At 64.3% G+C, this 25,636-nt stretch carries 32 protein-coding genes and 1 tRNA gene; 22 read left to right on the top strand and 11 right to left on the bottom strand.

Annotated elements, in window-relative coordinates; all coding sequences use genetic code 11:
- The first annotated feature begins 10 nt into the window (after positions 1-10).
- The 7 genes from BSY17_RS14150 (at position 11) to BSY17_RS14120 (ending at position 4,606) form a co-directional block, all read left to right on the top strand.
- The gene (locus BSY17_RS14150; RefSeq protein ID WP_069065973.1) at positions 11-685 is read left to right on the top strand and encodes a queuosine precursor transporter; all 675 of its coding nucleotides are present in this window, start codon (positions 11-13) and stop codon (positions 683-685) included.
- A 107-nt stretch (positions 686-792) separates the two neighbouring features.
- Positions 793-1,710 carry an acetylglutamate kinase gene (gene argB, locus BSY17_RS14145; RefSeq protein WP_037473279.1) on the top strand — a complete coding sequence of 306 codons (918 nt, stop codon included), beginning with the start codon at positions 793-795 and terminating at the stop codon, positions 1,708-1,710.
- A gap of 98 nt (positions 1,711-1,808) precedes the next feature.
- Positions 1,809-2,123 carry a YggT family protein gene (locus BSY17_RS14140; RefSeq protein ID WP_150125798.1) on the top strand — a complete coding sequence of 105 codons (315 nt, stop codon included), beginning with the start codon at positions 1,809-1,811 and terminating at the stop codon, positions 2,121-2,123.
- Complete coding sequence (locus tag BSY17_RS14135; RefSeq protein ID WP_069065972.1) at positions 2,120-2,446, top strand: DUF167 family protein; 327 nt, start codon at positions 2,120-2,122, stop codon at positions 2,444-2,446. The genes BSY17_RS14140 and BSY17_RS14135 overlap by 4 nt, the downstream gene beginning before the upstream one ends.
- Complete coding sequence (gene folD / locus BSY17_RS14130; RefSeq protein ID WP_069065971.1) at positions 2,443-3,336, top strand: bifunctional methylenetetrahydrofolate dehydrogenase/methenyltetrahydrofolate cyclohydrolase FolD; 894 nt, start codon at positions 2,443-2,445, stop codon at positions 3,334-3,336. The genes BSY17_RS14135 and folD overlap by 4 nt, the downstream gene beginning before the upstream one ends.
- A complete protein-coding gene (locus BSY17_RS14125; protein ID WP_069065970.1) occupies positions 3,333-3,989 on the top strand; it encodes a hypothetical protein in 657 nt (218 codons plus the stop codon). Before folD ends, BSY17_RS14125 begins: the two co-directional genes overlap by 4 nt.
- Complete coding sequence (locus BSY17_RS14120; RefSeq protein ID WP_069065969.1) at positions 3,986-4,606, top strand: MarC family protein; 621 nt, start codon at positions 3,986-3,988, stop codon at positions 4,604-4,606. The genes BSY17_RS14125 and BSY17_RS14120 overlap by 4 nt, the downstream gene beginning before the upstream one ends.
- Before the next feature lie 57 nt (positions 4,607-4,663).
- On the opposite strand, the gene fixJ is transcribed toward BSY17_RS14120, so the two are convergent.
- Genes fixJ through BSY17_RS14105 form a run of 3 tightly spaced genes read right to left on the bottom strand, consistent with a single transcriptional unit; the run spans position 4,664 to position 7,271 of the window.
- Positions 4,664-5,287 (bottom strand): response regulator FixJ, encoded by a 624-nt coding sequence (gene fixJ / locus BSY17_RS14115; protein WP_069065968.1) that lies wholly within the window; start codon positions 5,285-5,287, stop codon positions 4,664-4,666.
- Positions 5,284-6,435 carry a sensor histidine kinase gene (locus tag BSY17_RS14110; RefSeq protein WP_069065967.1) on the bottom strand — a complete coding sequence of 384 codons (1,152 nt, stop codon included), beginning with the start codon at positions 6,433-6,435 and terminating at the stop codon, positions 5,284-5,286. The genes fixJ and BSY17_RS14110 overlap by 4 nt, the downstream gene beginning before the upstream one ends.
- A 20-nt stretch (positions 6,436-6,455) precedes the next feature.
- Positions 6,456-7,271, bottom strand: coding sequence for a universal stress protein (locus BSY17_RS14105; protein ID WP_069065966.1), 816 nt, complete (start codon positions 7,269-7,271; stop codon positions 6,456-6,458).
- Between the two features lie 115 nt (positions 7,272-7,386).
- Between BSY17_RS14105 and BSY17_RS14100 the strand changes: the two genes are divergently transcribed.
- Entirely contained in the window at positions 7,387-7,749 is a 363-nt protein-coding gene (locus tag BSY17_RS14100) for a hypothetical protein (RefSeq protein WP_069065965.1), read from the top strand.
- Between the two features lie 20 nt (positions 7,750-7,769).
- Positions 7,770-8,267 carry a GNAT family N-acetyltransferase gene (locus BSY17_RS14095; RefSeq protein WP_069065964.1) on the top strand — a complete coding sequence of 166 codons (498 nt, stop codon included), beginning with the start codon at positions 7,770-7,772 and terminating at the stop codon, positions 8,265-8,267.
- On the opposite strand, the gene BSY17_RS14090 is transcribed toward BSY17_RS14095, so the two are convergent.
- Positions 8,264-10,117 (bottom strand): ABC-F family ATP-binding cassette domain-containing protein, encoded by a 1,854-nt coding sequence (locus BSY17_RS14090; protein WP_069065963.1) that lies wholly within the window; start codon positions 10,115-10,117, stop codon positions 8,264-8,266. The two genes, BSY17_RS14095 and BSY17_RS14090, sit on opposite strands and share 4 nt — an antisense overlap.
- A gap of 968 nt (positions 10,118-11,085) precedes the next feature.
- Here BSY17_RS14090 and BSY17_RS14085 point away from each other — a divergent pair.
- Both BSY17_RS14085 and BSY17_RS14080 read left to right on the top strand, forming a co-directional pair.
- Positions 11,086-11,391, top strand: coding sequence for a helix-turn-helix transcriptional regulator (locus BSY17_RS14085; RefSeq protein ID WP_069065962.1), 306 nt, complete (start codon positions 11,086-11,088; stop codon positions 11,389-11,391).
- Positions 11,381-12,271 (top strand): reverse transcriptase family protein, encoded by an 891-nt coding sequence (locus tag BSY17_RS14080; protein WP_069065961.1) that lies wholly within the window; start codon positions 11,381-11,383, stop codon positions 12,269-12,271. Before BSY17_RS14085 ends, BSY17_RS14080 begins: the two co-directional genes overlap by 11 nt.
- Before the next feature lie 175 nt (positions 12,272-12,446).
- Here BSY17_RS14080 and BSY17_RS14075 read toward each other — a convergent pair whose 3' ends face one another.
- On the bottom strand, positions 12,447-12,767 hold the full coding sequence (locus BSY17_RS14075) for a DMT family transporter (RefSeq protein WP_043154187.1): 321 nt from the start codon (positions 12,765-12,767) through the stop codon (positions 12,447-12,449).
- Positions 12,768-12,862: 95 nt separating this feature from the next.
- Positions 12,863-12,949 (bottom strand) — tRNA-Tyr (locus BSY17_RS14070).
- A 105-nt stretch (positions 12,950-13,054) separates the two neighbouring features.
- On the opposite strand from BSY17_RS14070, the gene BSY17_RS14065 reads away from it, so the two are divergent.
- Complete coding sequence (locus BSY17_RS14065; RefSeq protein WP_069066987.1) at positions 13,055-13,795, top strand: TrmH family RNA methyltransferase; 741 nt, start codon at positions 13,055-13,057, stop codon at positions 13,793-13,795.
- Between the two features lie 77 nt (positions 13,796-13,872).
- On the opposite strand, the gene BSY17_RS14060 is transcribed toward BSY17_RS14065, so the two are convergent.
- Positions 13,873-14,190: a 2Fe-2S iron-sulfur cluster-binding protein gene (locus tag BSY17_RS14060; protein ID WP_037473305.1), complete on the bottom strand. Its 318-nt coding sequence runs from the start codon at positions 14,188-14,190 to the stop codon at positions 13,873-13,875.
- Positions 14,191-14,270: 80 nt separating this feature from the next.
- Here BSY17_RS14060 and BSY17_RS14055 point away from each other — a divergent pair, with 80 nt between their 5' ends.
- The 3 genes from BSY17_RS14055 to BSY17_RS14045 all read left to right on the top strand — a co-directional run bounded on the left by BSY17_RS14055 (position 14,271) and on the right by BSY17_RS14045 (position 15,656).
- On the top strand, positions 14,271-14,888 hold the full coding sequence (locus BSY17_RS14055) for a DNA-3-methyladenine glycosylase family protein (RefSeq protein ID WP_069065960.1): 618 nt from the start codon (positions 14,271-14,273) through the stop codon (positions 14,886-14,888).
- Positions 14,885-15,121 carry a DUF2188 domain-containing protein gene (locus BSY17_RS14050; RefSeq protein ID WP_171899247.1) on the top strand — a complete coding sequence of 79 codons (237 nt, stop codon included), beginning with the start codon at positions 14,885-14,887 and terminating at the stop codon, positions 15,119-15,121. The genes BSY17_RS14055 and BSY17_RS14050 overlap by 4 nt, the downstream gene beginning before the upstream one ends.
- A gap of 100 nt (positions 15,122-15,221) precedes the next feature.
- Positions 15,222-15,656, top strand: coding sequence for a response regulator (locus tag BSY17_RS14045; RefSeq protein WP_037473308.1), 435 nt, complete (start codon positions 15,222-15,224; stop codon positions 15,654-15,656).
- Here the strand turns inward: BSY17_RS14045 and BSY17_RS14040 are convergent.
- Both BSY17_RS14040 and murA read right to left on the bottom strand, forming a co-directional pair.
- Positions 15,604-17,130: a PAS domain-containing protein gene (locus tag BSY17_RS14040; protein WP_069065959.1), complete on the bottom strand. Its 1,527-nt coding sequence runs from the start codon at positions 17,128-17,130 to the stop codon at positions 15,604-15,606. The genes BSY17_RS14045 and BSY17_RS14040 overlap by 53 nt on opposite strands.
- Positions 17,123-18,406: a UDP-N-acetylglucosamine 1-carboxyvinyltransferase gene (gene murA / locus BSY17_RS14035; protein ID WP_069065958.1), complete on the bottom strand. Its 1,284-nt coding sequence runs from the start codon at positions 18,404-18,406 to the stop codon at positions 17,123-17,125. The genes BSY17_RS14040 and murA overlap by 8 nt, the downstream gene beginning before the upstream one ends.
- A 196-nt stretch (positions 18,407-18,602) precedes the next feature.
- On the opposite strand from murA, the gene BSY17_RS14030 reads away from it, so the two are divergent.
- Positions 18,603-19,337, top strand: coding sequence for a Crp/Fnr family transcriptional regulator (locus tag BSY17_RS14030; protein WP_069065957.1), 735 nt, complete (start codon positions 18,603-18,605; stop codon positions 19,335-19,337).
- Between the two features lie 174 nt (positions 19,338-19,511).
- On the opposite strand, the gene BSY17_RS14025 is transcribed toward BSY17_RS14030, so the two are convergent.
- Together BSY17_RS14025 and BSY17_RS14020 are read right to left on the bottom strand one after the other, a co-directional pair.
- A complete protein-coding gene (locus tag BSY17_RS14025; RefSeq protein ID WP_237236321.1) occupies positions 19,512-19,781 on the bottom strand; it encodes a hypothetical protein in 270 nt (89 codons plus the stop codon).
- The gene (locus tag BSY17_RS14020) at positions 19,778-20,344 is read right to left on the bottom strand and encodes an HNH endonuclease (protein ID WP_043154176.1); all 567 of its coding nucleotides are present in this window, start codon (positions 20,342-20,344) and stop codon (positions 19,778-19,780) included. The genes BSY17_RS14025 and BSY17_RS14020 overlap by 4 nt, the downstream gene beginning before the upstream one ends.
- A gap of 121 nt (positions 20,345-20,465) precedes the next feature.
- On the opposite strand from BSY17_RS14020, the gene gluQRS reads away from it, so the two are divergent.
- The 6 genes from gluQRS (at position 20,466) to egtD (ending at position 25,543) form a co-directional block, all read left to right on the top strand.
- Complete coding sequence (gene gluQRS, locus BSY17_RS14015) at positions 20,466-21,431, top strand: tRNA glutamyl-Q(34) synthetase GluQRS (protein ID WP_443019529.1); 966 nt, start codon at positions 20,466-20,468, stop codon at positions 21,429-21,431.
- 9 nt (positions 21,432-21,440) lie between these two features.
- Positions 21,441-21,677, top strand: coding sequence for a twin transmembrane helix small protein (locus tag BSY17_RS14010; RefSeq protein ID WP_037473323.1), 237 nt, complete (start codon positions 21,441-21,443; stop codon positions 21,675-21,677).
- Between the two features lie 6 nt (positions 21,678-21,683).
- Positions 21,684-22,253 (top strand): cob(I)yrinic acid a,c-diamide adenosyltransferase, encoded by a 570-nt coding sequence (locus BSY17_RS14005; RefSeq protein WP_037473326.1) that lies wholly within the window; start codon positions 21,684-21,686, stop codon positions 22,251-22,253.
- 128 nt (positions 22,254-22,381) lie between these two features.
- Complete coding sequence (locus BSY17_RS14000; RefSeq protein ID WP_069066983.1) at positions 22,382-23,233, top strand: GGDEF domain-containing protein; 852 nt, start codon at positions 22,382-22,384, stop codon at positions 23,231-23,233.
- 76 nt (positions 23,234-23,309) lie between these two features.
- The gene (egtB, locus tag BSY17_RS13995; RefSeq protein WP_069065956.1) at positions 23,310-24,578 is read left to right on the top strand and encodes an ergothioneine biosynthesis protein EgtB; all 1,269 of its coding nucleotides are present in this window, start codon (positions 23,310-23,312) and stop codon (positions 24,576-24,578) included.
- A gap of 5 nt (positions 24,579-24,583) precedes the next feature.
- Positions 24,584-25,543, top strand: coding sequence for an L-histidine N(alpha)-methyltransferase (gene egtD, locus BSY17_RS13990; protein WP_069065955.1), 960 nt, complete (start codon positions 24,584-24,586; stop codon positions 25,541-25,543).
- The last annotated feature ends 93 nt before the right edge of the window (positions 25,544-25,636 follow it).

The following is a 25,636-nucleotide window of genomic DNA, read 5'->3' as shown; positions in this document are numbered from 1 at the left end:
AGGGCCAAGGATGACCACCTCTCCCGCGCTGATCAGCCGCTCGCTCTTTTCCTTCGCGATCTTTTATGGTGGCATGGTCTGCATCGCGGGCGTGCTGGGCAACAAGCAGGTGACATTGGGGCCGATCTCGGCGCTTGGACCTATGGTTGGCTTGGGGCCGCTGGCGGTCGAGGCGGGCATCTTCGCCTTCCTGCTGCTGGTGACGATTTCCAGCGCGGTGGCGGAACTCCATGGCCGCGCGGTTGCCAACCGGCTGGTGCAGATCGGTTTTCTGCCGCTGATCGCCTCGATCCTGCTGTCGATCATCGTCCTGTCGGTGCCCGCCGCTAGCGACATGGACCCCGCCCGTGCCGAAGCCTTTGCGATGATGATGGGCGGCACGCCGCGTATCTGGCTCGGCGGCATCATCGCCTATGGCATTTCGCAGACGCTCAACGTCACGCTCTTCGCGGCGCTAAAGGGACAGGAGGGCAGCCGGATGCTCTGGCTGCGCGCCGCCGTCGCCAGCATCCTCTCGCAAATCGTCGATACGCTGCTGTTCGTCTCGATCGCCTTTTACGGCATCTTCCCGATCGGCGAACTGCTGCTGGGGCAGATGCTCGCCAAGGTCGTGCTGTCCGCACTGCTCGTCCCGCCGGTCATCTATCTGCTGGTGGGCCTTGGTCGGCGGCTCGATCGCGCCTGAGGGGTGACACTTCGATTAGTTAGCTAACTAATCAAAATCGAAAAACACGCGACCCTTGTCCGGGTCGCTGTACGGTCCCGGCCTTGCGATACCCCCGCTTAGGGCTTATGCGCCCGCGCATGAACAGCAATCACGCCCCCGATCCCGCGCTCCTCGCCAAGGCCGAAACCCTGGTCGAAGCGCTGCCCTATATGCAGCGCTATGCGGGCAAGACCTTCGTCGTCAAATATGGCGGCCACGCCATGGGCGACCCCGAAGCCGCGCGCGACTTCGCCGAGGATGTGGTGCTGATGAAGGCGGTCGGCATCAATGTCGTCGTCGTCCATGGCGGCGGACCACAGATCGGCGCGATGCTCAAGAAATTGGGCGTCGAATCGGAGTTCGTCGGCGGCCTGCGCGTCACGGATGCTGAAACCGCCAAGATCGCCGAAATGGTGCTGGCTGGCTCCATCAACAAGGAAATCGTCGGCTGGATCGCCGGAGCAGGCGGCCGCGCTGTCGGCATCTCCGGCAAGGACGGCAACCTGATCCTGTGCGAAAAAGTGCTGGGCAAGCGCGAGGCCGACCCCAATTCGGGGATCGAGCGCAATGTCGACCTGGGCTTCGTCGGTGACCCCGTGAAGGTCGACCGCCGCATCCTCGACACGCTGACGCAGGACGGCATCATCCCCGTGGTCGCCCCCGTCGGTATCGGCGCGGACGGCCATACCTATAACGTCAATGCCGACACGATGGCGGGCGCGATCGCCGCCGAACTCGGCGCGTCGCGCTTCTTCCTGCTGACCGATGTCGCGGGCGTGCTGGACAAGGACAAGAACCTGCTGACCGACCTCGACCCGCAGGGGATCGAAGTCCTGCAACAGGATGGCACGATCAGCGGCGGTATGATCCCCAAGCTCGAAACCTGCGTCCGCGCGGTCGAGGGCGGGGTAGACGCCGCCGTCATCCTCGACGGCCGGGTGCCCCATGCAATGCTGCTGGAAATCTTCACCCGGCGCGGCGCGGGCACGCTGATCCGGCGCTAAGGGCGCGTGCTGCCGCTTGTGGACGGCCTGCCGCCTGCGCTAAAGCATAGACCGAAGAACCCGCCCCCTGTGGCGGGTGACCAGCGGAGAACGATAGCTTGTACGAACTTCTGAACGCCCTCAACGGCATCGTCTATATCGTGCTGGAAGCGGTGTGGTGGATCATCATCGTCCAAGCGGTGCTGAGCTGGCTGATCGCCTTCAACGTCATCAACACGTCCAACGAATATGTGCGCAACGGCCTCTACGCGCTCGATCGCATGACCGAGCCGCTCTATCGCCCGGTGCGTAAGGTGCTGCCGGATCTGGGTGCGCTCGACCTGTCGCCGATGGTCGTGCTGCTCGCGGTCATCATCCTGCAGGGGCCGGTGCGCGAAAATCTGTTCGGGGCGCTGATGCGCGCGACGATCTGACCGCGGTCTGGTCGCTGGCGGGCGACGATCTGCTGCTCGCCGTCCGGCTGACGCCGGGCGCTAAGAAGGATGCGATCGGCGGCGGCTGGACGGACGAGAAGGGCGCGGCCTGGCTATCAGCCCGCGTGCGCGCCGTACCCGAAAAGGGCCGCGCCAATGGCGCGCTGATCGCGCTGCTGGCCAAGGCGCTCGATTGGCCCAAAAGCGCGATTTTACTGGAATCGGGCGACACCAACCGGCTAAAGCGGCTGCGAATACGGGATGGGGCGCACGCTGCGGCGCGCCTCACCACCATCATCGACATATGGGTGCAAGCGACATGACCATCGGCAAGATCATCGACGGCAAGGCTTATGCGGCGGGGCTGCGCGACACGGTGGCCGAGGGTGTCGCCGCCTTCGCCGCACAGGCGGGGCGCAAGCCGGGCCTGGCCGTCGTGCTGGTGGGCGAAGACCCGGCCAGCAGCGTCTATGTCCGGTCGAAGGGCAAGATGACCGTCGCGGTCGGCATGGAAAGCTATGAATTCAAACGCCCGGTCAGCATCGGCCAGGACGACCTGCTCGACCTGATCGCCGAACTCAATCAGGACGACCGCATAGACGGCATCCTCGTTCAGTTGCCGCTCCCCGACCATATCGACGAAGCCAGCGTCATCGCCGCGATCGACCCGGCCAAGGATGTCGATGGCTTCCATGTTGTCAATGCGGGCCGTCTGGCGACGGGGCAGGAGGCGCTGGTCCCTTGCACGCCGATGGGCTGCATCATGCTGCTGAAGGATGAGCTGGGCGACCTGTCGGGGCTGGAGGCGGTCGTGGTCGGCCGCTCCAATATCGTCGGCAAGCCGATGGCGCAGTTGCTGCTTGCCGAAAGCTGCACCGTGACCATCGCCCACAGCCGCACCCGCGACCTTGCCAGCATCGTGCATCGCGCCGACATCGTCGTTGCCGCCGTTGGCCGGGCCGAAATGGTCAAGGGCGAATGGATCAAGCCCGGCGCGACGGTGATCGACGTCGGCATCAACCGCGTAACCGATACCGAGGATGGCAAGAGCCGGATCGTCGGCGACGTCGCCACTGCCGAAGCGCTCGCCCATGTCCGCGCGATCACGCCCGTCCCCGGCGGCGTCGGCCCGATGACGATCGCGGTGCTGCTGCGCAACACGCTGGTCGCCGCCCATGCCCGCGCAGGCCTGCCCAAGCCGGAGGGCTTGTGAGGGCACGCGCCGCCCTCCTGACGCTCAGCGCGCTGGCGCTGCTCGCGGTGCCGGTCTCCGCCCGCCCGCCGCTGCGCTTTCAGCCCGACCCCAGTTCGGTCATCGCCGCTGAAATCGCCTTCAACCGGCTGGCGAAGCAAAAGGGGCAATGGACCGCCTTTCGCGACACCGCCGCCGATGACGCCGTGATGGTCGCGCCGCAACGGGTGCTGGCGAAGGATTGGCTGAAAGGCCGAGCCGATCCGCCCGCAACAATGACCTGGTCCCCCTCAATCGTCTATGTCGGATGCGATGGTGGCCTCGCCGCCAGCACCGGCAACTGGACCGCCACGGACGGATCGGTCGGCTATTTCACCACCATCTGGCGGCGCGACAAGAAGGGGCGGTGGGAATGGATATTCGATCATCGCGCCCCGCTCGCCAGCCCCCGCGCTGCGCCTGAATTTCTGACCGGCAAGGTCGCCACCTGCAAGCGGCCGCCGCGTCCCGAAGGGCCACCGCCGGGTAAAAATGACCTGCCCCCGCCGCCCGACGACAGCCTGCTCTGGAGCGCTGACGTCGCCGCCGATGGCAGCCGCACCGTCAATGTGCAAATATGGAATGGCAGCAGCTATGATGCCGTCATCACAGACAGAGTAGGGGCCGGAACATGATCGAATTATTCCTGTCGGCCTTCGTCACCCTGTTCGTGGTGATCGACCCGCCGGGCTGCGCGCCCATCTATGCCAGCCTGACCGGCGAAGCGAGCGCCGCCGAACGGCGCGCCATGGCGATCCGCGCGGTCGGCATCGCGGCCGCCATCCTGCTGGTCTTCGCCCTATGGGGCAAGCAACTGCTCGGCGTGCTGGGCATCGAACTCGACAGTTTCCGCATCGCGGGCGGCATCATGCTGTTCATGATCGCCATGGACATGGTCTTCGAAAAACGCACCCAGCGGCGCGAGGACCGGGCGCAGAAACTCACCGACGAAGAACCCCATGTCGAGGATGTGTCGGTCTTCCCGATGGCGATGCCGATGATCGCGGGACCAGGGTCGATCGCCACGGTGATGCTGCTAATGTCGCGCGCCCACGACCTGACCGAGCGGCTGGTCGTGCTGGGCGCGGTGCTCTTGACGCTGGCGCTCATGCTCGGCGCTTTGCTCGCCGCAGGTCCGCTGATGGCACTGCTCGGCCGCAAGATCGAAGCGGTGATCACCCGGCTGCTTGGGGTATTACTCGCCGCCCTGGCCGCCCAATTCGTAATCGACGGCCTGAAAGCGAGTTTCTAAAAATTCCTCCCCTGCAGGGGAGGGTTTTAGCTCATGCAGCTTCGCGTTTAGTTTGGCCTATGCCGCCGGTGCCCCCTCGACGGCGTGGAAGGCGATGCGGAGAGCTTCGGCCAGGCTTCGGACTTCCAGTTTCTGCATCAAATTGGCGCGGTGGATTTCGACGGTGCGGGGGCTGATGCCCAGGTCATAGGCGATGGTCTTGTTGGGTAGGCCTTCGACCAGCCCGTCCAGCACTTCGCGTTCGCGGTCGGTCAGGATGTTGAGGCGGGCCTGCGCCTCCTGCGCCCGTGCGCCGACCCCGCGCGTGGCGATTGACTGTTTGCGGGCCGATTCGATGCAGGCGAGCAGGGTCGCTTTTTCGAAAGGCTTTTCGATGAAATCGCTCGCGCCCGCCTTCATCGCCGCGACCGCCATGTCGATGTCGCCATGGCCGGTCATGATGATGACCGGCAGCATGATGCCGCGCGCGCGCAGTTCGCGCTGCACCTCCAGCCCGTCTATGTCGGGCATCCGCACGTCGAGCAGGACGCAACCCTGCGGCAGCGTCGCAGCAGCCTTCAGGAAGGGCAGTCCGCCTTCGAAGACTTGCACGCCAAAGCCGCTGGTCTTGAGCAGGAAGGAGAGCGAGCGGCGGATCGCGTCGTCATCATCCACGACATAAAGGGGATAGGGTTCGCTCATGATAGGTCGTCCGCCCGGTCCAAAGTGAAATGAAAGGCGGTGCCGCCCCATTGCGAGGGCGTGGCCCAGATGCGCCCGCCATGGCCTTCGACGATCGTCTGGCTGATCGACAGGCCGACCCCCATACCATTGGCCTTGGTGGTGGTGAAGGGGGTGAAGAGCGTGCGCGACATGGCGGGGTCCAGGCCGGGGCCGCTGTCGGCGACGACCACCTCCACCTTGCCATCGTCGGCGGGCGCGGCGGTGAGGCGCAGGATGCGGGCCGGGCTGTCCTGCATCGCGTCCACCGCATTGCGGACGAGGTTGATGATGACCTGCTGCAACTGCACGCGATTGGCCAGCACCAGATCGACGGGGCGGTCGACCTGCACATCCATGTCGATGCCGCGGCTGTCGGTGCCGATGAAGGCCAGCGCCGCCCCTTCGGCGAGCAGGCTGCGCAGCGGCTCGGGCTGGCGCAGGGTTTCGCCGCGCTTGATGAATTCCCGCAGCGAGCGGATGATCTCGCCCGCGCGCAGGGCCTGGCGCGCGCTTTCGTCCATCGCTTCGCCCAGCATGGCGCGGTCTAGGTCGCCGGGGGCGGCGAGCAGGTCGCGGCCTGCCTCCATATAATTGGCGATGGCGGTCAAGGGCTGGTTGAGTTCATGCGCCAGCGCGGAGGCGAGCGTGCCCATCGCCGTCACCCGCCCGGCATGGGCGAGTTCGGCCTGCAAGTCGGCGACGCGCCGTTCGGCCTGCTGCCGTTCGGTCAGGTCGCGGATGAAGCCGGTGAAGAGGCGCTGGCCCTGATCATTCACTTCCCCGACCGACAATTCGATGGGAAAGGTGGACCCGTCGCGCCGCCGCGCGGCGGTCAGGCGGCCGATGCCGATGATCCGCTTTTCGCCGGTGTCGATATAATGGCCGATATAGCCGTCATGCCGCTCCCGATCCGGCGAGGGCATCAGCATCGAGATATTCTCGCCCAGCACATCGGCTTCGCTATATTGGAACATGCGCTGCGCCGCGGCACTGAACGACACGATGCGCCCGCGCATGTCGATGACGATCAGCGCATCGGGAATGGTCGCCAGGATGGACCCCAGCAAAGCCTGTTCCAGACTGTGCGCGTCGGTCAGCGCATCGCTTTCATCATCCGCTACAGCCATGCGCCGACCATGACCCTCTTTCAGTGCGCCAGCAAGAGGGGCACACGCGTATCGCGCAGCATGGCGCGGGTGACGCCGCCGAACACCAGTTCGCGCCAGCGGCTGTGGCCGAATGCGCCCATGACCACCCAGTCCGCCGCCAGCGTGCCGATCGCCTCGCGCAGCGCCACGTCCACCGCCCGGCCCTTGCGCGGCCAGCTATGCAGTTGCGCCTTGATGCCGTGGCGGGCGAGATATTCGGGCGCGGCGGTCGAGGGAAATTCGGCCTTGTCGGCTTCCTCGACAGACACGATCTCCACCGCCTGCGCCCGTTGCAACAGCGGAACGGCAGCGCGCAGGGCGGCGCAGGATTCGGGCGACCCGTCCCAGGCGACTAGCGCCGTGCCGGTGACGGCAAAACCCTTGCACGCCTGCGGTACGGCCAGCACCGGCGTCCGCCCGCCCAGCGCCAAGTCGGCGACGATCGGCAAGGGATCGGACACATGGACCCGTCCGCCTTCGGGCAGGGTCGCGACGATCGCGTCGCTCAACCGCGCGGCGGAGAGCAGGCCCGCGACGCTGTCGCCGTCGATCTGACGCCAGTCCCAGGCGATATCCTCCTGCCCCAACCGCGCCTCCATCTTGGTGCGATAGGCTTCGTCAATCTCATGCAGTTCGGCCGCGATCGAGGGGGCATAGCCCGCGCCGCCATAGACGTCGGCCGCGACCAGATCGGGCAGCGGCGTCACCTGGACGCAATGGACATGGGCATCGCAAGCGCGGGCGAGGTCGCAGGCGGCCTGCAGGCGGCTGTCCGCGCCGACATCATCATGAATATGCAGCAGGATCGATTTCATCGCACGTCTCCCGGCAGGGTTTATCGCCCCTTGATGGCTAGGCGTCCCCCGGCGCGCGCACCATCAGGGATAGTCCTTATAGAATTTTCTGCGCCCAAATCCGATTCATTCCGGCATGACGTGGACCACGATACGCCTGGAGCTGGCCAGCTCTCCTGCTTTTCCCAAAGGGTCGGTGGCGCGCAGCTATGTGCTGCGGCTGCCGCTGGGAGAGGATGGCGTGATCGACGAACCGGCCTATCGCGCCCATCCCGAACTCGCGACGGTGCGGCGTTTCTGGCCCAACGAACCCGACCGGCACGGCAGCCTGTTGCGCACGGCCGAGGGCTGGGCGCTGGCCTATGCGCCGGGCAAGGAAGATGACGAACGGCTGTTCCGGCTGGACGCGCAAGCGATCCGGGCGGGTAATATGATCACCCTGATCGAACCCGATGGCGCTGCCCTGCACTTCCTGGTGAAGGCATTGGCGGCGGCCTGAATGCAAAAGGATATTATCTGATGATCGCGCTTGAAACCCGGTACGGCTTTCCCTTCACGGTGCGCCCGGCTACCCATGACGATGAGGTGGCACTGGCCGCCTTCTTCGACGAAGTGTCCGACGAAGACCGGCGTTTCCGCTTTCTAAGCGCGGTGCGCCATGTCAGCCCGGCGCAACTGCATGACATTACCGCCTTCGAGCATCACCGACATGAAACGGTGTTGGCATTCGAGCCGGGCGGCGCGACGATCATCGCAGCGGCGACGCTGGCGGCGGACAAGGCGGGCGACATTGGCGAAGTCGCCATTTCGATCCTGCCCGAACTCAAGGGCAAGGGGATCGGCTGGACCCTGCTCGACCATATGGCGCAGGAAGCGCGGCATTGGGGCATCAAGAAGCTCCAGTCGATCGAGAGCCGCGACAATCATGCCGCGATCTCGCTGGAGCGGGAAATGGGCTTTACCGCCCGCGCCGTCGAGGGCGACCCGGCGCTGATGTTGCTGGAGCGCTGCTTCTAGCCCGCTTCGAGCGCTGCGCCCGCTTCCATCCAGACTTCCTCTGCGGCGGCGAGTTTCTTTTCGATCGCCGCGCGCTGGACCATCAGGTCGCTGGTCTTGGCCGTCGCCTTGGCGGGGTTGGCGAGCGCCGCGTCGATGCGGGTGCGTTCGGCCGCGAGTGCAGTCATTTCGCGTTCGGCCTTGTTGACCGCGTTCTTGAGCAGCTTCTGCTTTTCGCGCCACTCGGCGGCGGCCTTTTTATCGGCCTTGCGATCGACCTTGGGCGCGTCGCCGCTGCTGCTGTTGCCGTCGGCCTTGCGCAGGATGATGTCGGTATAATCGTCAAGGCTGCCATCGAACGGCTGGGCGGTGCCATTATCGACCAGCACCAGCCGGTCGGCGACCAGTTCGATCATGTGGCGGTCATGGCTGACGATCACCACGGCGCCCGAATAGTCGTTCAGCGCCTGGACCAGCGCTTCGCGGCTGTCGACGTCGAGATGGTTGGTCGGTTCGTCGAGGATCAGCATGTGCGGGGCGTCGCGGGTGATGAGGGCGAGCGCCAGGCGGGCGCGTTCGCCACCGGACATGGAGCCGACCTTCTGCACCGCGCGCTCGCCGGAGAAGCCGAAGCGGCCGAGTTGCGCCCTGACGGCGCCGGGGGTCGCGCCCTTCATGACGCGGGTCATATGTTCGAGCGGGGTGTCGGTGACGTCCAGCTCTTCCACCTGATATTGGGTGAAATAGCCGACATTCATCTTGGGGCTGGACGCCATTTCGCCTTCCATCGGCGCGAGTTGCGCGGCGATGAGGCGGGCCAGCGTCGTCTTGCCATTGCCGTTGCGGCCCAGCAGCGCGATCCGGTCATCCGGGTCGATGCGCATGTTGATGCGCTTCAAGATCGGCGTGTCACCATAGCCGACCGAGGCCATGTCCATGGTGATGAGCGGCGGGCGTAGTTCCGCGGGGCTGGGGAAACCGAAATGCAGCGTCGGATCTTCGATGGCGGCTGCGATCGGCTGCATCCGGGCCAGCGCCTTGGCACGGGACTGGGCCTGTTTCGCGGTCGAGGCGCGGGCGGAGTTGCGGGCGACATACTCCTGCAATTTCTCGCGCTCGGCCTGCTGCTTGGTGCGGGCCGATTCGAGCTGGGCTAGCCGTTCGGCGCGCTGCCGTTCGAAGGCGTCATAGCCGCCGGGATAGAGGGTGACCTTTCCGCCTTCGAGATGCAGGATATAGTCGACCACATTGTTGAGCAGGTCGCGTTCATGGCTGATGATGACCACGGTGCCGCGATAGGCTTTGAGGAAATTTTCGAGCCAGAGCGTTGCTTCGAGATCGAGATGGTTCGAAGGCTCGTCGAGCAGCAGCAGGTCCGGGTTGGAAAAGAGCAGCGAGGCGAGCGCCACGCGCATCTTCCAGCCGCCCGAATAGCTGTCGAGCGGGCGGCCCTGCATTTCCTCGTCAAAGCCAAGGCCCACCAGGATGCGGGCGGCGCGTGCCGGGGCGGTGTAAGCGTCGATCGTCGTCAGCCGCTCATAGATATGGCCGAGGCGGTCGGGATCTTGCGTATGCTCCGCCTCTTCCATCAGCGCGGCGCGTTCCTTGTCCGCCTCCAGCACGGTTTCGAACGGGGTCGCGGTGCCCGACGGCGCCTCCTGCGCGATATAGCCAAGGCGCGTGTCGCGCGGCATGTCGCAACTGCCCTCGTCCGGGTCGAGCTGGCCGATCATCACCTTCATCAGCGTGGACTTGCCCGCGCCATTGCGGCCGATGAGGCCGACGCGCGACCGGGGCGGCAGCGCGGCGGCGGCACGGTCAAGGATGATGCGGCCGCCCAGGCGCACGGTGATGGCATTCAGATTAAGCATGGCGCGCCCCTAGCATGGGCGTGCGGTGCAGCAAAGTCCACGAAGCGGCGTTTTGCAACGGCGCAGCCGGTTGCGAAGTATACAGTGTCGTGGCCGACGCAAAAGCGTGGGTACAGACGGGTGGCGCGGATTTCGCAATAGGCGAATTTTTGCGAAGTGGGTGGGTGTGCGGAGGGGGGAGCCGCAGGGTGGGGGAAGGTGACAGGGAGAAAGAGCGCGGGTGGAGTATGGCATGCGGTGGGAGATGTAGGACAGGGATTTTTGGCCGATTTCAGACGGTCGGGTTTCCGGCGTGGAGGTCGTTATAGCTGCCGGTCCGGGCTATATCCGCAGGAAACCGAACGCGAGAACGGCGCTGACGGGTGGAGAGCTGACCTACACGCTTGCCCGCCGGGCGCTGAGATTAAGCTCAACAACAAAAGTGATGCAGAAATATCGCACTTCGCTGCTGAAAGGGATAAATCCGCTCTGAGCGGATCAAAGGACTTGCGTCGAATCTCGGATTGCGCGACATAAGTATTGTTCAGGCACCAGAGGGGACAAGTCGTCATTCACTGAGGGATTTTCCCTCCAGGCAGGCTTCGGGCCTTCTACCAAATGGCTGCGGTCGTGGGCTCACGACAGCGGCGCGGAGCGCGCCCCGGACGGCCGGGGCCCGCTCAGGTGATCAGGGTAACGCGTTCCTCCCCCATCCTTCCGAGCCAGGACGGCGCTCTCACAGATTGGCTGTGGGGGTGGCGAAGAAGGAAACAAACCAATGTCACAATTGGATCTGAACGGGGAACGTAGGCGGAAGAAACTGAGTAAGCGGCGGCGTTGGGCGAAGCCCCTCATCCGTCCGCAGACTTTGAAGGCGGTGTTTGCTATCGGGCGGTGGATCGCACAGATCCTTGGTCTCGCGCTGGCAGCCATCAAGTTCTTTCGGGAGTAAACCGCCACCCTGCATTACGTCACAGAAAGGCAAGCACATGTTAGGCGAAGCCCTAAGGCTCATTCGGGTCTACCATGACCTAAAGCAGAAAGAAGCTGCTGAGCGCGTGGGCGTTTCGACCTCCTATATCTCGGAGATCGAACGAGGCACCAAGACGCCCACGCTCGAAGTAATCGAGAAATACTCTAAGCAATTCGACATTCCCGTTTCCTCAATCATGTTCTTCTCGGAGTCGTTGGCGCGTGGTGGTTCAATGGACACCGCTCGCACGTTCGTTGCCGGGAAGGTGCTCGCTCTAATGCAATTCCTCGAAGCCCGCGCTGGCCGGGCACATGCAGAATAGGAAGGCGATTCCGCTCAATCAGTCGAGGCTGTTCAAGGCGAGCAGCCCAGCGAAATTAGCTCAAGTGCTCGGCCTCACGAACAATGCGCTCATGACCTTGATTGCGAGGGCGGATGACTATCACGAATTCGACATCGAGAAGAAGGGGGGCGGCAAACGGCACGTCGAGAACCCAGCCGCTCCCCTGAAAGCCGTGCAGGCGAAGATCGCCAAGTTCCTCGCAGCGATCGAACCGCCGGACTTCCTCTTTTGTCCCGTCAAAGGGCGCTGCTACGTCACGAACGCGGCTTCCCATCGCAACAACCGCGTCGTTCGATGCCTCGACATCAAGAAGTTCTTCCCGAGCACGCCATCACGTCGCGTGTTCTGGTTTTTTGCGACGATCATGAAGTGTCGCACGGACGTAGCGTCGATCCTCACGTCTCTGTCGACCTTTCAAGGCAGGCTTCCCACCGGCAGCCCGCTAAGCCCGATCATGGCATACTTCGCCTATTACGACCTGTGGGCGAAGCTCGATTCGTTCTGCCGTGAACGCGATTACGTCATGACCGTCTACATTGACGACGTGACGATCTCAGGAACGAAGGTGCCGTCGTCGGACATCTGGCTCATCAAGAAGATGATCCACGGTTACGGCCTACGCTACCACAAGGAAAAGTCGTTCATTGACCGACCCGCCGAGATCACCGGTGTGATCGTGAAGGGTGATCGGCTTTCCGTTCCGCATCGGCAGCATCTGAAGCGGCGCCTTGCTCGTCAAAACATGCTTGGCGGGAACGGTGAGGAGCAGGCTCTGAAAGGCCGACTAGCGGGTTTAGACGGGCAGATTAAGCAGGTTGCGATGCACAACAGCCGCAAGATCGAGGAGGGGCCACCCTGAACGAACTAGCAGCGGCTTCGGCCTACCCTCGCGCGAAGGTCGGAAAGTGGTCGATGGCTAACCGTCTGCTTGTCCATCGCCGGAAAGACCGCCTGAACCTGAACGAATGACCGATTTCGGAAAATAGAAATGGGCTCCATAAAGGCGACAACTGGCACTATCCCGCGCACCCCCCTCACGCACTCGCGAAAAACTTCGTGCCCACGACGCCCACCACGATCAGCGCCATGAAGCCCATCTGCACGCCGTTCACGCGGTCGCCGAAGAAGAGGATGCCGCCGATGATGACGCCTACGGCACCAAGGCCGGTCCAGACGGCATAGGCGGTGCCTGCGGGGATGCCGCGCATGGCGAGGGCGAGGAGGCCCATGTTGAGGAAGCTGAGCGCGATCGGGATGATCGACGCCTGCCAGGTGGCGACCCCTGCGGCCCATTTGAGGCTCAAGGCCCAGCAGATTTCAGTAAATATAGCGATGCCGAGGATAAGCCACGCCATGGGCGCTTCCCTTTCGTCTCTCAGCGGGCTCGGTGGGAGGGCGCGCCAGCCGGAAACCCGGAAGAGGCCGCGCGCCGGGGCGCAACGCGCAAGGGTGGTGGACAGGGTTGGGTTCGAACCAACGTAGGGCGTAGCCCGGCAGATTTACAGTCTGCTGCCTTTAACCACTCGGCCACCTGTCCAGTACCCTGTGCGATGACAGAAAACTGCCTTTCATCGCGCCGGAGGCGGCTCAATGGCGAAACGAGGCTTGCCTGTCAATGGGTGGATGTGAAATGAGCGCAATCATGAAAAGAGGTCATCGCTCCGCCAAGCCCAAGGGCGCCTTCCCGCGCTTCTATGGGCGTCACGCCGTTATTGCGGCTCTCGCCAACCCCAATCGCATCGTGCGCAAGATATGGGGCACGCGCGAAGCGCTGGCCCCGCTCGACCTGCCCCCGGTGCTGCCGATCGTCTATGCCGACGTCGCCGATATGGGCCGGATGGTCCCGTCGGATGCGCCGCATCAGGGCATCGTCGCCGAAGTCGAACCACTGGACGATGTCTGGCTGGACGAAGTGCTGGAACAGGGCCGCGACGACAAGCGCCCGATTCTGGTGCTGGACCAGGTGACGGACCCGCATAATGTCGGCGCAATCCTGCGGTCGGCGGCAGCGTTCGACGCGCTGTGCATCGTCACGCAGGACCGGCATGCGCCACCCGAATCGGGCGTGCTGGCGCGCGCGGCGTCGGGCGCGCTGGAGATCATGCCGTGGGTGCGGGTGGTGAACCTGGCGCGCGCGCTCGATGAGATTGCCGAGGCAGGCTATTGGCGCATCGGCCTGGATGGCGATGCGGACACGGTGCTGGGCGACGCCATCGGCGAATCGCGCGTGGCGCTGGTGCTGGGGGCCGAGGGCGAAGGCTTGCGGCACAACAGCATGGCGCATTGCGACATATTGGCGAAGCTGCCGATCAGTCCGCGGATGGAGAGTTTGAACGTCTCCAATGCGGCGGCGATCGCGCTCTATGCGGCGGCGAGTCGGTAGCAGAAAGGAAAGGGTGTCGCCCTGTTGATAGGGTGACACCCCTCCGTCTCCCCTTGCAGGGGAGGATTTTTTTGGGGTCAGTCTTCGGGGGCGATGGTGACGCGCAGGCCGTCGAGCGCGTCGCTCAGCACGACCTGGCAGGACAGGCGGCTGGTGTCGTTGCGGTGGTCGGAGCTGTCGAGCAGGTCGTTCTCGTCCTCGGTCATCGCGGGCAACACATCGGCGAAGTCGGGATCGACATAGACATGGCAGGTGGCGCAGGAGCAGCAACCGCCGCACAGGGCCAGCAATTCGTCAAAGCCGTTGTCGCGGATGACTTCCATCACCGACAGGCCATTGTCGCCTTCGACAGCCTGTTCTTCGCCCGCACGGTTGACCACGATCAGTTTCGGCATCTATCCAGTCCCCTAGGAAATTATCTCCGCTGCTCTGACGGAGGGACGCCGGGAAATCAAGCGCTGCTGAGGGAAACATCATGGTGACGACGGCGCAACAGCTGCGCGACAGCCTGGACGCGATCGCCGCCATCGAGCCGGGTTTCGCCGCCGCGCTGGCGCGGGCGGGCTATCCAGAGCCGCGGGTGCGCGAGCCGGGCTATGAGACATTGCTGCGCACGATCGTCGGGCAGCAGGTCAGCGTGGCGTCAGCAGGCGCGGTGTGGCGCAAGTTGGAGGCGGAACTGGGCGAAGGCTGTGCGCCCGACGTGCTACTGGCGCGGGATTATGATGCGTTGCGCGCGTGCGGGCTGTCGCGACAGAAGCAGGGCTATGCCCGCAGCCTGGCCGAGATGGTGGTGACGGGTACGCTGGACCTCCACGCCCTGCCCGCCGATGACGAGGAAGCGATTGCGCAACTGGTGCGGATCAAGGGGATCGGGCGCTGGTCGGCGGAAATCTATCTGTTGTTTGCCGAGGGGCGGCCCGATATCTGGCCGGCGGGCGACCTGGCCGTGCAGATCGAGACGGGACGAATATTGGGATTGCCCGAACGGCCCAGCGAAAAAGCGACCCGCGCTTTAGCAGACGCCTGGCGACCGCATCGCGGCGCGGCGGCGATCATGGCCTGGCACCATTATAACATCGAGGTATTATGACCAAGACACTGCCGCCCAAACTCCCCCATGCCCGCTACATCGTCCTGCACCATGATGGCGCGTGGAAGATCAATCTGAACAACAGCTATTATGGCCCCTTCGCGACCCAGGCGGCGGCGGTCGAAAGCGCGACGGCGACCGCGCGGCAGGCAAGCGAGGGCGGTTATCCGGCGTCGGTGCTGTTGATGAAGGGGACCGAGTTCGAGACGCTGTGGACCAGCGAGGCGGCGTGAGGCCTGTCCAATAGTGTAGTTTTCAAGGCTTTATCCGCCAGCGGGGGAACTGAACCACGGTGCGGGACATTCCATTGATCCAGATTATATGGAAATGGGAATGAGCAAGAAGGTTCTGATCGTCGAGGACGAGATATTCGTCGCGCTGGAAATCGAGCAGATCGTCGAGGACGCCGGATTCGACGTCGGCGCGATCGCGGCCGACCGGGATGCGGCGCTCGCCTGCGCCGATTCGTGCGACATCGCGCTCGTCGATCTCAACCTGCGCGATGGGCCGACGGGTCCGGCGATCGGCATGGAACTGGCGATGCAGCATGGCGTGCGGGTCATCTATGTGACCGCCAATCCCGCCCAGATCGGCCCGGCTTCGGTGGCGGCGCTAGGCGTGATCACCAAGCCGTTTCGCGCGCATAGCATCGTCGCCGCGCTGCAGCTGGCGGCAGAGGAAACGCCGGAACCCTGCGCTGCCGATATTGCGGGCTTTATTCCTTTCCTGCCGTCCGACTCATCGAACGGCGCGGAATCGAGAGGCTGATCGCAAGGCCTTCCGAGCGCCATTCGCGCTCGATTCTACCACCCAGTTGCCGTTCGACGCTGAGCGTCATCAGGCGGCTGCCGAACCCGTCGGTGCTGGAAGGCGTGATGCTCGGCCCGCCCTCTTCGCGCCAGTCGATGCGGATATCGTCGCCGACCGCGCTGACATCGAGAAGCACGCGCCCGTCCGGGACCGAGAGCGCGCCATATTTGGCGGCGTTGGTGGCGAGTTCGTGGAAGAGCAGCGCGAGCGGCGTCGCGGAACGGTCGTCGATGGCGGCATCGTCGCCCGACAGCAGGATGCGCGAGCCGTCCGTGCCGCGATAGGGCGCGAAAATCTGTTTGAGGATACCCGACAGGCTGCCGACCCCCTGCCCCGGCTGCGGCGCGGAGTCGGCGCTGTGCGGGCGCACGAAATCATGGGCGCGGCCCAGCGCCAGAATGCGGTCGCGCAAGTCGTCGGCGACATCGCTTATCTGCGGATGCTGGCGCGCGGACAGGCCAATGAGGCCAGCGATGACCGAAAAGATATTCTTGATCCGATGAGAAAGTTCGTGCGCGATCATTTCGCGCTCTTCCATCATCAATTTCTGTTCGTGAATGTCGGTGCAGGTGCCGATCCAGCGGGTGATCTCGCCTTCGGCATTGCGGATCGGCAGGGCGCGGCCCAGTGTCCAGCGATATTCGCCGCTATGGTGGCGCAGCCGATATTCGATCTCATAGGGTTCGCCAGTGACGAGGCTAGTGCGCCAGCGGCCCCAGGCGCGCTCCTGATCGTCGGGATGGAAGACGCCGCTCCACCCGTCGCCATCGGTCGAGCCAGCCGGTGTGCCGGTATATTCATACCAGCGCGCATTATAATAATCGTGAAAGCCATCGGGCAGCGTCGACCAGACCATTTGCGGCATGGTGTCGGCCAACGTGTGGAACATGCGGTCGCTGGTGGCGAGCGCGGCCGCGCTTTCATTCTGGAAGGTGATGATGTCGCGGTTGCGGCGACGCCCCTCCAGTTCGACCATCACCTGCCGGGCGAGCAGGACCATGCCCTGGCGCTGCATCGGTGTCAGGTCGGCGCGCGGCTTGGTATCGATGACGCATAGCGCGCCGAGCGGCACGCCATCGGCCCCGACAAGCGGCGCCCCGGCGTAGAAGCGGATATGCGGCGGTCCAGTGACCAGCAGATTGTCGGCGAAACGATGATTTTGCGTGGCGTCGGGGACGACGAAAATCTCCGACCCCAGCATGGCGTGGGCGCAGAAGGAGACGTCGCGCGGTGTCTCCTCCGCATCCAGCCCGGTGCGGGCCAGGAAGCGCTGGCGCACATCCTCGACAATGCTGACCAAGGCGATCGGCGCGTCGCACAGCGTTGCCGCGAACTCCGTGATCTCGTCCAGATTGCGGAAACCACCGGCATCAAGATCGTAGAGCGCGAGCAGCGCGGCACGATCCGTCTCCAGGCCGCGGCCCTCAGCCATCGCTGACCCGTTCGATATCCGCGCCGACGGCGGACAATTTCTCTTCGAGCCGTTCATAGCCGCGATCGAGATGATAGACGCGGTTGACCTGGGTTTCGCCTTCGGCAGCGAGGCCCGCGAGAATGAGGCTCATCGAGGCGCGCAGGTCGGTCGCCATCACCGGCGCGCCGACGAGGCGGGGCACGCCGCGGACGACGGCCGTGCGGCCATTGACGGCGATGTCGGCCCCCATGCGCGCCAGTTCGGGCACATGCATATAGCGGTTTTCGAAGATGGTTTCGGTCAGCACCGATGCGCCATCGGCCATGGTCAGCATCGCCATGAACTGCGCCTGCATGTCGGTCGGGAAGGCCGGGAAAGGCGCGGTCGAGAGGGTGAGCGGGCGCAGCTTGCCGTCCGAGGCGACGCGGATGCCGCCCTTATAGGGATCGACCTGCACCCCGGCCTCGCGCAGCGCGACGATGATGGCGTGCATGTCGTTTTCATTGGCCCCGGCGAGATCGAGCGAACCCCCGGCAATAGCGACCGCGCAGGCATAGCTGCCCGCTTCGATCCGGTCGGGCATCACGCTGTAGGTCGCGCCATGCAGCCGTTCGCGACCATGGATCACCAGCCGGTCGGTGCCGACGCCTTCGATATCGGCGCCCATGGCGATGAGCAGGTTGCACAGATCGACGATTTCCGGTTCGCGCGCGGCATTGTCGAGGATGCAGGTGCCCTTGGCGAGCGAGGCGGCCATCAGCGCGTTTTCGGTCGCACCGACCGACACGACCGGGAAGGTGAAGTGACCGCCGGGCAGGCCGCCATCGGGCACGCTGGCACGGACATAGCCTGCGGTAATCTCCAGCACCGCGCCAAAGGCTTCGAGCGCCTTCAGATGCAGGTCGATCGGTCGGTTGCCGATGGCGCAGCCACCCGGCAGCGAGACCCGCGCTTCGCCTGCACGGGCGAGCAAGGGGCCAAGCACCAGGATCGACGCGCGCATCTTGCGCACGATATCATAGGGCGCTTCGGTCGAGGTGACGCGACCCGCGCGCATAGTGAGGACGCGGCCGAAATCCTCCGGCCTTGCCCCCTCGATCATGGTCGAGACGCCCAACTGGTTCAGCAAGTGGCCGAAACTGTCGACATCGGCCAGGCGCGGCAGATTGCGCAGCGTTACCGGCTCGTCGGTCAACAAGGCGCAGGGCAGCAGCGTCAAAGCCGCATTTTTCGCGCCGGAAATGGGAAGGCGGCCGTTCAGTGCGTTGCCGCCGCGAATATCAATGCGGTCCATCGGACAGGGTTAATAGCGGCAAATGCGCGCCGCGCAAGGCGGACGCCGTAGCATTCGTCACCCGTGCGCGGCGTGCGCGCAATATAGCCGCAACAATCGTCGCCAGCTTGATCGAGTTTAGTGCGACGGGCGCAAATGCAGCCAAAAGGCGCTTGAGGCGTTCTGCCATCGTAACGAGAATTGGAAGAAGGTGTTATTGGTGGCAACGAGTTGTTTCGCCGCAAGGCTGGCCAAACAGGTGCCGCTGTCGGACGCGGAAAAGACGGCACTGGCACGGTTGGAGGAAAACCCCCGCAAGGTAAAGCGCGGGGCGATGGTTCAGCGTGTCAATGATACGGTGACGGAATTGTTCGTGCTGCGCGAAGGCCGGATGATGAGCTTCGTCATCATGCCCGACGGCAGCCGTCAGATATTGCGCGTCTATTTTCCGGGCGACTTCATCGGGTCGGCTAGCACCATCTATAGCCGCGCGCCCGAATCGCTGATCGCGCTGACAGACGCGATTATTTGTCCGTTCGACAAGCATGCGCTGCGCCGACTGCTCGATGAATCGCCGCGTGTTGCCGCGTTGCTGTTCCTGCTGTCCAATGCCGAGCGGGTGGCGATGACCGACCGGCTCGCGTCGCTGGGGCGGACATCGGCCAAGGCGCGGGTTGCCTCCTTCCTGCTCGACATGTTCGATCGCATCCGCGTCACCGACGATGCCGTCACCGACAGTTTTGACCTGAAGCTGACGCAGGAGGAAATCGGTGATTCGATCGGCCTGACATCGGTGCATGTGAACCGCATGATCCGGCAGATGGAGGAAGAAGGGCTGATCAGCCGGTCCAACGGCCGCATCACGCTGCGCGATCTGCCCCGGCTGGAGGAGATCGGCCATTATACCAATCGGCAGAAGGATATGGACCTGGACTGGTTGCCGGTCGGATAGCGATCACATCTTGATGCAGACACTCTTCATTTCCGTTCGTGCTGAGTAGAGCCTGAGCCTGTCGAAGGCTCGTATCGAAGCATCTGGCGGCTGCGCATGATCCTTCGATACGCCATTTCGACTTCGCTCAATGGCTACTCAGGACGAACGGTATTTTTTGAGAGGCTTAACCTTCTATTCCTGCCGTGGCGCGGGCGCGAAGCAGCGGTCGCAGCGGCGCCAGCAGGTGACGCCGGGCATGGCGACTGCTGGCTTGAGCTCGGGTTGCGGCGCAAGGCGGGCGAGGATGGCGGGCGACAGGCCTTCGGGCGCGGCGCGATTGTGGCACATCAGGCAGTTTTGCACATATTTGGCGCGGGTCAGGCCGCTATGGTCCTCCTGCGCGGCGAGCGGGCCAGGCCCAAGCAGCAGCACGGCCAGAGCAAGCCGCAGCGCCCGCATCATGCCAGCAGCTCGACATCCCAATAAAGCCAGTCGCGCCAGCTGTCGTGGAGATAGCCGGGCGGGAAGGCGCGGCCATGTTCCTGCAACTGCCAGGTCGTCGGCCGGATCGGTTCGACATGGAGGCGCATGCCCGCTTGCTTGGGCGTCCGGCCGCCTTTTTTCAGGTTGCAGGGTGAACAGGCGGTGGCGACATTTTCCCAGGTGGTGCGCCCGCCCGCGCGGCGCGGCACGACATGGTCGAAGGTCAGGTCGGTGCTGACGCCGCAATATTGGCAGGCGAACCTGTCGCGCAGGAACAGGTTGAAGCGGGTGAAGGCGGGATGTTCGGACGGGCGCACATATTGTTTGAGCGCGATGACCGAGGGGATTTTCATGTCCAGGCTGGGACTATGCACCTGCCGCTCATAGCTGGCGATGATGTCCACGCGGTCGAGAAATACCGCCTTGATCGCTGTCTGCCACGGCCAAAGGCTCAGCGGATAATAGCTGAGCGGGGTGTAATCCGCATTGAGTACGAGCGCCGGGCAGTTTTCCGGGTGCCGTATAAGGTCGGGATGGTACATAGAAACCTTCTACCCCCTTGCCGACGCCGCTGATTAACCAGCAACATGACATCCGCATGACAGCATCAACCAATATCGTCCGTCAAGAGCCTGTATGACCGATACGAACGCCCTACCGCATATGGTGACCCGCTTTGCCCCCAGCCCGACCGGGCGGCTGCATGTCGGCCATGGCTGGTCGGCGTTGCTGGCCATGGACATGGCGCGCGCGGCGGGGGGCGCTTTTCGCCTGCGGATCGAGGATATTGACGGGACGCGTAGCCGCCCAGAGCATATGGCGGGGATCATCGAGGATTTGCGCTGGCTGGGCGTGACGTGGGACGGCGAGGTCGTTTTCCAGTCGCATCGGCTGGGGGCTTATGAAGCCGCGCTCGATCGGTTGCGGGCCATGGGGCTGCTCTATCCCTGTTTCTGCACGCGGGCGGATATTCAAGCGAGTTTGACGGCGCCGCATGGGCCGGAGGGGCCGGTTTATCCGGGGACATGCCGGGGGTTGGGCGCTGGCGAGCGGGCGCGGCGGATCGATGCGGGCGAGGCGCATGCCTGGCGGATCGATATGGCGGCGGGGGTGACGCGGGTTGGGGTGGTGCGGTGGCGGGCGCTCGCCTTTTCTACCTCGTCATTCCCGCGCAGGCAGGAACCCATCTCCCACGCTGTCATGTCAACGCCAGGTTGGGAGATGGATCCCCGCCTTCGCGGGGATGACGATAAAAAGGGTGAGACGCTGCATTCCGCCGACCCGCTGGCGCATGGCGATGTCGTGCTGGCGCGCAAGGATGCGCCGGCGAGCTATCATCTGTCCTGCACACTGGACGATGCCGCGATGGGGGTGAGCCATGTGCTGCGCGGCGATGATCTGAAGGGTGCGACGGATATTCATTGCCTGTTGCAGGCGTTGCTCGACCTCCCCTCCCCGACCTATTGCCACCATCCGCTGCTGGTCGGACCGGATGGCAGGCGGCTGGCCAAGCGGGACAGGTCGATCGCGCTCGCCGATCTGCGCGCGCAAGGGGTCGATCCCGCCGAACTCGCGACTGCCCTAAGAGGCAAGCGCTTTCCGGTTGGAATCAGGCTGGCAAGCGCCTAAGTTGGACATATGAACATAGTCCTCGTCATCGCCCTCATCCTTGCCATGGCCGCGACGCTGTTCGCGCTGATCCGTGGCATCATCAGCTTCCTGCAGACGACGAAGGAGGAGTTGAACGCGCCCGAAGGCAGCGGTCCCGGTCCGTCGCGGTTGAAGCAGAATAAGGCGATGATGAACCGCGTGCTGTTTCAGGCGATCGCCATCGTCATCGTCGCGCTCCTGCTGCTGATGAAGGGCAACGGGTAAGATTTCATGGTCAAGCTGAACAAAATCTACACCCGCACCGGTGATGCGGGGACCACCGGCCTTGCCGACGGTACGCGCCTGCCCAAATATGCGCCGCGCATGCAGGCGGTGGGCGATGTCGATGAAGCCAATAGCGCGATCGGCCTTGCCGTGCTGGCGATCGGCGATGCGCCCGAAGCGGCGTGGCTGACGATGATCCAGAATGATCTGTTCGACCTGGGGGCCGATCTGGCGACGCCGATCACCGATGCGGGCGACCCGCCCTGGGCCTTGCGGATCATCGAAAGCCAGGTCGAGCGGCTGGAGCAGCAGATCGATGCGATGAACGCGGAGCTGGCGCCGCTCGACAGTTTCGTGCTGCCGGGCGGATCGGCGGCAGCGGCGGCGGTGCATCTGGCGCGCGCGATCACGCGACGGGCCGAGCGCAGCGCGACGGCGGCGGCGACCGACGTGACGCTAAACGTGCAGGCGCTGATCTATCTCAACCGCCTGTCCGACCTGCTGTTCGTCATGGCACGCCGCCTGAACGACAATGGTGCGCGCGATGTCAAATGGGTGCCGGGCGCGTCGCGCTGAGCGGTCGGGTCGCTCGACTCATGCGTGGCACGGCTGGTCGCAGGGACGCGCATTAACCCTGTTTCTTCAGGATGCGTTTAGGCGCGCCGACGATTTTCCGCCCGGTCTACAATCATGACTGGGCTGATATGCATTTCTACCTCGCGACTTCCTTCATTTTCCCCCGATCGCTCAGGCTCCGGCTGTTCACCCTCTGCTTCGTCGCCACCCATCTGCCGCTGCTGGGCTATATGGCCTGGGGGCTGGCCACCGGGCGGCTGGCGCTGGCCGAGTTCGTGCTGCTGACGCTGGCGACGGTGATCGGCACCGGCATTGCGCTGTACGGGATCGGCGCGTTGCTCAATCCCATCCATGCGCTGGCGCAGACATTGCAGGGGCAGGATAGCGACCCCACGCCCCTGCCCCAGGTCGGCGATGTCATCCAGACGCTCTATGCCGGGGTGCATCGTGCCGCCCATGTCACCCGCACGCAGATGCAGGATCTGAACGTCGCCGCGCATGAAGACCCGCTGACCGGTATCGCCAACAGGCGCGGTTTCCTGATGCAGATCGACATGCTGCCCCAGGCGCGGCGCAAGGGGTGCGTGGCGATCATCGACATCGATCATTTCAAGCAGGTCAACGACCGGATGGGCCATGACGAGGGCGACCGGGTGCTGGCGGCCTTTGCGCAACGGCTGGCGGCGCAGCTGCGCCGGGTCGATCATGTCGCGCGCTGGGGCGGCGAGGAGTTCATGGTCTTCTTCCCCGACTGTATCGAGGATGAGGCCTGCTGGTCGCTGTCGCGGATCGCCACCCAGATGCGCGACGATCCGATCGGCCAGGTCAATGGCCGCGCAATCAGCTTTTCCGCCGGTGTCGCGCGCTGGCAGGGGACACCGATCGACGAGACGATCGCGAGCGCGGATCAGGCGCTCTACGATGCCAAGCAACAGGGCCGCGACCGGGTGTGCCGCGCCGCTCAACCGGTCTGCTGCTGAAAAAGGAGGGGAACCCTAAAGGGCAGTCATGCGCTTTTTGCTCCATCATCATGCGAGCATAGCGTAAGGGGCAGGCATGGCCAGAAGCTGGACCGAGTTGGACAGGGATGCGCTGATGTCGCGCTATCGCGAGGTGCGGGCGCTGACACAGGCGCTTGGGCTTCCCCTGTCCGATGCCGATGCGACGGTCCAGTCCATGCCCGATGCGTCTCCGGCCAAATGGCATCTGGCGCATGGCACCTGGTTCTTCGAAACCTTCGTTTTGCGCGATCATGTGCCGGGCTATCGGCCGTTCGATCCGCGCTACGCCTTCCTGTTCAACAGCTATTATGAAGCCGAAGGCGCGCGCCATGCGCGGCCGATGCGGGGGATGCTGACCCGGCCGTCGCTGGACGAGATAAGCGACTATCGCGCGCATGTCGATGCGGCGCTACTGGCGGCGATCCCCATGCTGTCGCGCGAGGCTAGGACGCTGGTGACGCTGGGGCTGCATCATGAGCAGCAGCATCAGGAATTGATGCTGACCGACCTGCTGCATCTGTTTTCGCTCAATCCGATGGAGCCCGCGCTGTTCGCCGGACCCGCTGCTGCCTCCATGGACCTGCCCGACGCCCTGCACTGGATTGAAGGGCGCGAGGGGCTGGTCGAGATTGGCGACGAGGGCCGGGGCGGGTTCGCCTTCGATTGCGAGGGACCACGGCACAAGGCACTGCTCCATCCCCATGCGCTGGGGCACCGGCCGATCACCAATGGCGAATGGATCGCCTTCATCGAGGATGGCGGTTATCGCACGGCGGCGCATTGGCTGGCCGATGGCTGGGCCTGGGTGCAGGCGGAAAGCGTCGATGCGCCAGCCTATTGGGCGCAGGGCGAACAGGGCTGGACCCGCTTTGGCCTCGATGGCCGCCAGCCGGTCAATCCGGCCGCGCCGGTGACGCATATCAGCCTGTATGAAGCCGATGCCTATGCCAGTTGGGCAGGCGCGCGGCTGCCGACCGAGGCGGAATGGGAAAGTGCGGCGCAGAATATCGCGCCGACGTCGGGCAATCTGCTGGATGATGCCGCCTGCCCCCGTCCCCACCCCGCCGATGCCACCGCGTCGCTGACGCAGATGTTCGGCGATGTGTGGGAATGGACCGGCAGCGCCTATCGCCCGCATCCCGGCTTTCGCGCGGCACCGGGCGCGGTCGGTGAATATAATGGCAAGTTCATGTCGGGCCAGTTCGTGCTGAAGGGCGGTAGCTGCGCCACGCCGCGCGGCCATGTGCGGGCGAGCTACCGCAACTTCTTTTACCCCCATCAACGCTGGCAGTTCACCGGGCTGCGACTGGCGAAGGATCTGTAACGACCATGCTGCTGACAGACGACGCTCCGACCGTAGCCCATGCGGTCGACCCGGCCTTTCGCCGCGACATCATCGAAGGTCTGTCGCGCAGCCCCAAGGCGACGCCGCCCATCTGGTTCTATGACCGGCATGGGTCGGAATTGTTCGAGGCGATCACCGACCTGCCCGAATATTATCCCACGCGCACCGAAACGGCGCTGCTGGAGAATCATGGTGCAGATTTTGCCGACGCGGTGGGCGAAGGCCGCGCGGTGGTGGAGTTTGGCGCGGGCAGTTCGCGCAAGACGCCGCACCTGCTGCGCGCGATCGCGCCGGGAGCCTATGTGCCGATCGACATTAGCGGCGATTTCCTGCGGGCGAGCAGTGCGACCTTGGCGCAGGCCTTTCCCGACCTGCCGGTGATTCCGGTGGAAGGGGATTTCAACCGGCCGCTGACATTGCCCGATGCGATCGAGGCCATGCCCCGGCTGGGTTTCTTCCCCGGATCGACCATCGGCAATATGGAGCCGGATGCGGCGGTCGACCTGCTGCGCGCGATGCGCCGCCTGCTGGGCGATGAGGCGATGCTGCTGATCGGCATGGACCGGATCAAGGATCGCGACCGGCTGATCGCGGCCTATGACGATGCGGCGGGAGTGACGGCGGCGTTCAACCTGAACCTGCTCACCCGGATCAACCGCGAGTTGGAGGGCGACATGCCGATCGACGGCTTTGCCCATCGCGCGATCTGGAACGATGACAAGGCGCGGGTCGAAATGCATCTGGAGGCGATACGGCCGCTGCATTTCCATGTCGCGGGAGAGAGCTTCCGCATGGCGCAGGGCGAAACCATCCACACCGAAAGCAGCCATAAATATGGCGTGCGCGACGGGCGGCTGCTGCTGCGGTCGGGTGGCTGGGAGCCGGTGCGTGAATGGACCGATGCAGACGGGCTGTTTTCGCTGATGCTGGCCCGCGCAGGGTAGAGCGCGCGCTTTTTCGTCGAATGCCACAGCGCCTCTTCGCCGAGGCATAATTGCGCCGAAATGCACATCAATCCTGCATTTGCCTTTCTTCGA

This window comes from Sphingobium sp. RAC03 (assembly GCF_001713415.1).
Taxonomy (GTDB): domain Bacteria; phylum Pseudomonadota; class Alphaproteobacteria; order Sphingomonadales; family Sphingomonadaceae; genus Sphingobium.
Note: the sequence above shows the minus strand (reverse complement) of the source record. Positions and strands in the feature narration are given on the sequence as shown.